Origin of the sequence: Rhodococcus ruber (assembly GCF_027270735.1) — a bacterium.
GTDB lineage: Bacteria > Actinomycetota > Actinomycetes > Mycobacteriales > Mycobacteriaceae > Rhodococcoides > Rhodococcoides rubrum_A.
In genome coordinates this window covers 1-4,947 of the sequence record NZ_JAPWIJ010000025.1, presented here as the reverse complement: position 1 = coordinate 4,947, position 4,947 = coordinate 1, and the positions used below count along the sequence as shown (strand labels likewise).

The window sequence follows — 4,947 nt, the reverse complement described above, 5'->3', positions numbered from 1 at the left end:
CCTTGAGTGCGCCCGAGAAGCGCCCGACGGGCGTACGAGCACCGGCAACGATGACTGTTGTGGTCACGATTTCCTCCGAAAGTGTGAAGACGGCCTTGTCGAGATCAACGCTCCGATGCCCCCTACCGATACCGGCCGGGCGGAGCACCGAAACGCAGCTGGCGCTAACGTCATGGCCATGACCTCCAGCACGCAGTCTTACACGGGAGCTCCGCTCCGCTCCGACCTGGTGACGGCTATCGACCATGTCGGTATCGCGGTGCCCGATCTCGACGCTGCAATCACCTGGTACACCGACCACCTCGGCATGATTGCCGTGCACGAGGAGATCAACGAGGAACAGGGTGTCCGCGAGGCGATGCTCTCCTTCCCCGGTGCCGGAGAGAAAGCCGCTGCACTGCAGTTGCTCGCACCGATCGACGAGTCGTCCACCATCGCCAAGTTCATCGGCCGCAACGGACCGGGACTGCAGCAGTTGGCGTACCGCGTCACCGATATCGAGGAGATCTCGACCGAGTTGCGCGCCCGCGGCGTTCGGCTGCTGTACGACGCTCCCCGTCGGGGCACCGCCGATTCTCGGATCAACTTCGTCCATCCGAAGGACGCAGGCGGCGTGCTCATCGAACTCGTCGAACCGAACCCCGACGCGCACTGATCGAACTCTGTGAATCAGCCGTATGGCTCTCTACTTGACTCACCGGTAAATTGACGGCCATGGCCATCGATCATGAGCGCACTTCTACGGTGCAACTTCCCTTTTCCATCGTCCGGAAGGGGTTCGATCGCGACGAAGTCACCAACTACTTCGAGCGGTTCGACGCCGAGCTCCGGCTGACGACCGCTGACCGTGATGCGGCTGCGGCCCAGGCTCGTGATCTGGCCAAGCAACTCGACGACGCGCGTGACGAGATCGACGAACTGCGCAAGGACATCGACCGCCTGTCGGTTCCGCCCACCACGGCGGAGGGTATGAGTGATCGCATCTCGCGCATGCTGCGGTTGGCCTCGGACGAGGCATCCGAGGTACGTGCCAAGGCGCACTCGGAGTCCGAGGAAATGATTTCGGTTGCGCAGCAAGAGAGTGCGCGACTGCGGGGACGGCACGAGTCACTGGTGGCAGAGCTCGAAGAGCGCCGGACGGCGCTCGAGACCGAGCACCAGCAGACCATGGCTCAGGCGCGCACCGAAGCAGCCCGGGTGGTCGAGGCCGCGCAGGCCGAGCGCGACAAGCTGGCCGCCGAGTCCGAGGCCAAGCGCGCCAAGGTTCAGGAGGATTTCGAGATCACGATGGCCGAGCGCCGTACCAAGGTGTTGAGCGCGCTCGAAGAACTCGAAGCATCGAGCAAAGCCGATGCCGCTCGCCGCATCGAAGAGGCGACCACCGAGGCTGCTCGACGGCTTCAATCCGCCAGCGAACAGGCCGAACGGCGGATCGCGCACTCCAAGGAACTGGCCGAGGAGTTGCGTGTGCTGCGCAGCCGCGTGCTCGCTCAGCTGCTCGGAATCCGTGGCCAGCTCGATTCGGTTCCGGCCATGCTCGCCTCGGTCAACCGCGAGAGCGAACTGCTCGACAATCCCGACCCGACGGCAATCCTCAAGAAGGAAGAAGAGAAGGCAGCCGCGAAGGCCGAGAACGAGAAGGAATCGGCCGACTCCGAGTCGTGATCCAACCCAGTCCGGAAACGGACCGACGCCTGGCCTCTCCCGCTACGACCACCTGCGGGTGAGGCCTCGCGTGTTTCGGCCGGACCAACATCCGGTGTGCCAGTGCCTCCGGTTGTCCGCGCCCCCGAAATCGTCCGACGGCCACGCGACGATGTGCGCGACGCCCGGCCGCACCTCGTGATCGCAGCCGGGGCAGCGATACGTCTTGACGGCCTTGGCACCCGGGATCATCCGAGTCGTGTATGTATCTCCATCCGGACCGACCTCGACCCGGTTGCCACCCAGCACCGAGTCGGTTGCCGGACCGAGATCACTCGGGCCGCTCCGATTCGGTCGGCGGGGTTGGTTACGACGGGGCACCCGTCCAGTGTAGAGAACAGGCCGATTCGTGCCGACAGTCGTCAGAAGAGACGGAACTCGGTGCTGTCGGTCCCCCGCAGGACGTCGTAGTCGAGTGTGAGACAACGAATGCCGCGGTCGGTGGCCAGCGTCTTCGCCTGCGGCTTGATGACCTGTGCAGCGAAGACTCCGCTCACCGGGGCCAGCAGCGGGTCACGATTGAGCAGCTCCAGGTACCGGGTCAACTGTTCGACGCCGTCGATCTCACCGCGTCGCTTGATCTCGACGGCCACTGTTCCGCCATCAGCATTGCGGCACAGCAGATCCACCGGACCGATGGCCGTCATGTATTCGCGTCGGACGAGGGTGTATCCGTCACCCAAGGTGCTGACGTGCTCGGCCAACAACTCCTGAAGATGTGCCTCCACACCGTCTTTCACCAAACCGGGATCGATGCCGAGCTCGTGACTCGAGTCGAGCTCCACGTCGTCGATGGTGATGCGAAGTTCCTCGCCGGCCTTGTTGGTGACGACCCACTTGATCGTCTCGCCCTCGGTGGTCTCGACCGTCCAGCAGGGCGGAGACATCCAGTTGAGCGGCTTGTAGGCCCTGTCGTCCGCATGCACGCTGACCGATCCGTCGGACTTCACGAGCAACAGACGCCGAGCCGACGGGAGGTGTGCGGTGAGGCGGCCGACATAGTCGACTTGGCAACGAGCAATAACTAAACGCACTCGACCACCATAAGGCAGGCGCCCCGTTAGTCTGTGACGACCATGCCGCAATTGAGACGATCTGCCGCTCCCCTGGGTTCCCGACTGCTCGGCGACACCTCCGAATCACCACGTCGACGCCGGATCCGCATCCAGCTGTTGCTGACGGTCTTCCTCATCCTGTCCAACCTGATCGGCGCAGTCATCGTCGGTGTATTGATCAGCGTTGTCGTGCCGGGACCGAACGTGCTCGATCCGAGCAAGTACTGGTGGGTCAACTACATCGTCGTACCGGTCTACGTGTTCGTGGCATTCGTCGTCGGTGCTGTCTGGGGCACCACGCACGCACTGCGAAGCTTGCGGTGGGCAATCGAGGACCGTCAACCCAGCCGCGAGGAGCAGGTCGCGACACTCGCAATGCCCTGGCGACTGACGCGAATCCAGATTCTGCTCTGGATCGGAGCCTTGCTGCTGCTCCCCACGATCGACGGGATCATCGACTCGGCGTCGATTCCCAAGGTTGCCTTCACGATCGCCGCAGGTGGCACCGTCGTCTGTGCGTTCAGCTACCTACTCAGTGAATTTGCGCTTCGTCCCGCTGCCGCTCGGGCCCTCGAAGCCGGTGATCCTCGACGAATTCGTATTGCAGGAGTCATGGGCCGCTCCATCCTGTCGTGGCTACTGGGAACGGGCGTCCCGGTCAGCGGCTTGATGATCATCGCGATCTTCCGCTTCATAAACCCCGAAACCACATCGACTCAGTTGGCCATCTCCATCCTCGCGTTGGGTGGCATCACCATCGTCTTCGGACTTGCGTTGACCGTGCTGGGCGGCTTCGCGACCACTTCCCCCATCAACAACGTACGTGCGGGTATGGCCGAGGTGGAGAAGGGCAACATGGACGTCCGCCTTGCGGTGTACGACGGCACCGAGCTCGGCGAGCTACAAAGTGGGTTCAACCGCATGGCCGACGGTGTGCGCGATCGAGAGAAGATCCGCGACCTGTTCGGCAGACACGTCGGACACGAAGTTGCCGAGAAGGCGTTGCAGTCCGAGAGCGAACTCGGCGGCCAAGAACGCGATATCGCAGTCTTCTTCATCGACTTGGTGGGTTCGACGGAGCTGGCGGCGTCCCGGCCCCCTACCGAGGTCGTGGACCTTCTCAACCGATTCTTCGCGGTCGTGGTCGACGAGGTGGACGAACACGGCGGCTTCATCAACAAGTTCGAGGGAGACGCAGCGCTGGCAATCTTCGGGGCCCCGAACGACATTTCCGACCACTGCGGCTCGGCGCTCGCAGCAGCGCGAGCAATTGCCCGACGACTGGTGGTGGAAGTCCCGGAATGCAGCGCCGCTGTCGGCGTCGCTGCCGGACGGGCAGTTGCCGGCAACGTCGGTGCAAAGTCCAGATTCGAGTACACCGTTATCGGAGACCCGGTGAACGAAGCCGCTCGTCTCTCCGAACTGGCAAAAAATGCGCCGGGAGCCATCCTCGCCTCCAAGACCGCCGTCGACGGTGCTTCTGACAATGAAGCACACCGTTGGGAATTCGGGGACTCGGTGACCTTGCGTGGTCGATCCGCAGAGACCGTCCTCGCCAATCCGAAAGACGTCGAGGTCGTGGCGGATCAGCCCGAAGCCGTTCACGCCTGACCCGATCTTCAGGCTCAGTAGGGGTAGTGCCCTGCGTCCCTGCCGTTTTCATCACTGACGACTCCGCCGTCCTTTGCCCGGCCCCCCTCGCAAACGCGCTCGCGTTTGTGGAACGCTCACCAATTCGCTGACGATTCTGCTCGCGCCTCGCAAAGGCGAGCGCGTCTGCAGAATCCAGGTGTGCGTAAGCCCGCCAACCTCGATCGCCAAGCTTCGATAGCAGTAGTCGACTTGTTGGGGTTCAGTCCAATTCGGCGGCCCGCAAACGCGCGCGCCTTTGTCAGGTGCGCGCAGTCTGGTGACGCTGTTCTGCTCGCGTCTGGCAAACGCACGCGCGTTTGTGACCGAGGTGGGGGCGAGACAGTCCGCCACATCGCAATGAGGGGACTTGCGGTGCCGATGTCGGAGCCCTGGGATTCAGGGCTCCCGACGACGGACAAGGCTACGAATACTGTTGTGACTGTAGGTGGCTTCGAATGCAGACAACCCCCGACCGTGATGGTCGGGGGTTGTCTGGTTCAAGTTGTGTTCGGCGGTGTCCTACTCTCCCACACCCTGTCGGGTGCAGTACCATCGG

5 protein-coding genes are annotated in these 4,947 nt (G+C 63.1%); 3 read left to right on the top strand and 2 right to left on the bottom strand.

The window, feature by feature from the left end; translation table 11 throughout:
- Window positions 1-172 precede the first annotated feature (172 nt).
- Window positions 173-655, top strand: a complete 483-nt coding sequence (gene mce, locus O4220_RS27620) for a methylmalonyl-CoA epimerase (protein ID WP_420030477.1) — start codon at window positions 173-175, stop codon at window positions 653-655.
- Window positions 656-714: 59 nt separating this feature from the next.
- A complete protein-coding gene (locus O4220_RS27615) occupies window positions 715-1,665 on the top strand; it encodes a hypothetical protein (RefSeq protein ID WP_269608736.1) in 951 nt (316 codons plus the stop codon).
- 42 nt (window positions 1,666-1,707) lie between these two features.
- Here O4220_RS27615 and O4220_RS27610 read toward each other — a convergent pair whose 3' ends face one another.
- Together O4220_RS27610 and nucS are read right to left on the bottom strand one after the other, a co-directional pair.
- The gene (locus tag O4220_RS27610; RefSeq protein ID WP_032375952.1) at window positions 1,708-2,025 is read right to left on the bottom strand and encodes a hypothetical protein; all 318 of its coding nucleotides are present in this window, start codon (window positions 2,023-2,025) and stop codon (window positions 1,708-1,710) included.
- Between the two features lie 41 nt (window positions 2,026-2,066).
- Window positions 2,067-2,738 (bottom strand): endonuclease NucS, encoded by a 672-nt coding sequence (gene nucS / locus O4220_RS27605; RefSeq protein WP_032394670.1) that lies wholly within the window; start codon window positions 2,736-2,738, stop codon window positions 2,067-2,069.
- Between the two features lie 42 nt (window positions 2,739-2,780).
- On the opposite strand from nucS, the gene O4220_RS27600 reads away from it, so the two are divergent.
- Window positions 2,781-4,370: an adenylate/guanylate cyclase domain-containing protein gene (locus tag O4220_RS27600; protein ID WP_269608735.1), complete on the top strand. Its 1,590-nt coding sequence runs from the start codon at window positions 2,781-2,783 to the stop codon at window positions 4,368-4,370.
- The last annotated feature ends 577 nt before the right edge of the window (window positions 4,371-4,947 follow it).

Excerpts from the sequence above, each read along its gene's own strand:
- O4220_RS27615 (WP_269608736.1), top strand. The coding sequence starts at position 715 with ATGGCCATCGATCATGAGCGCACTTCTACGGTGCAACTTCCCTTTTCC.
- mce (WP_420030477.1), top strand. The coding sequence starts at position 173 with ATGGCCATGACCTCCAGCACGCAGTCTTACACGGGAGCTCCGCTCCGC.
- O4220_RS27600 (WP_269608735.1), top strand. The coding sequence starts at position 2,781 with ATGCCGCAATTGAGACGATCTGCCGCTCCCCTGGGTTCCCGACTGCTC.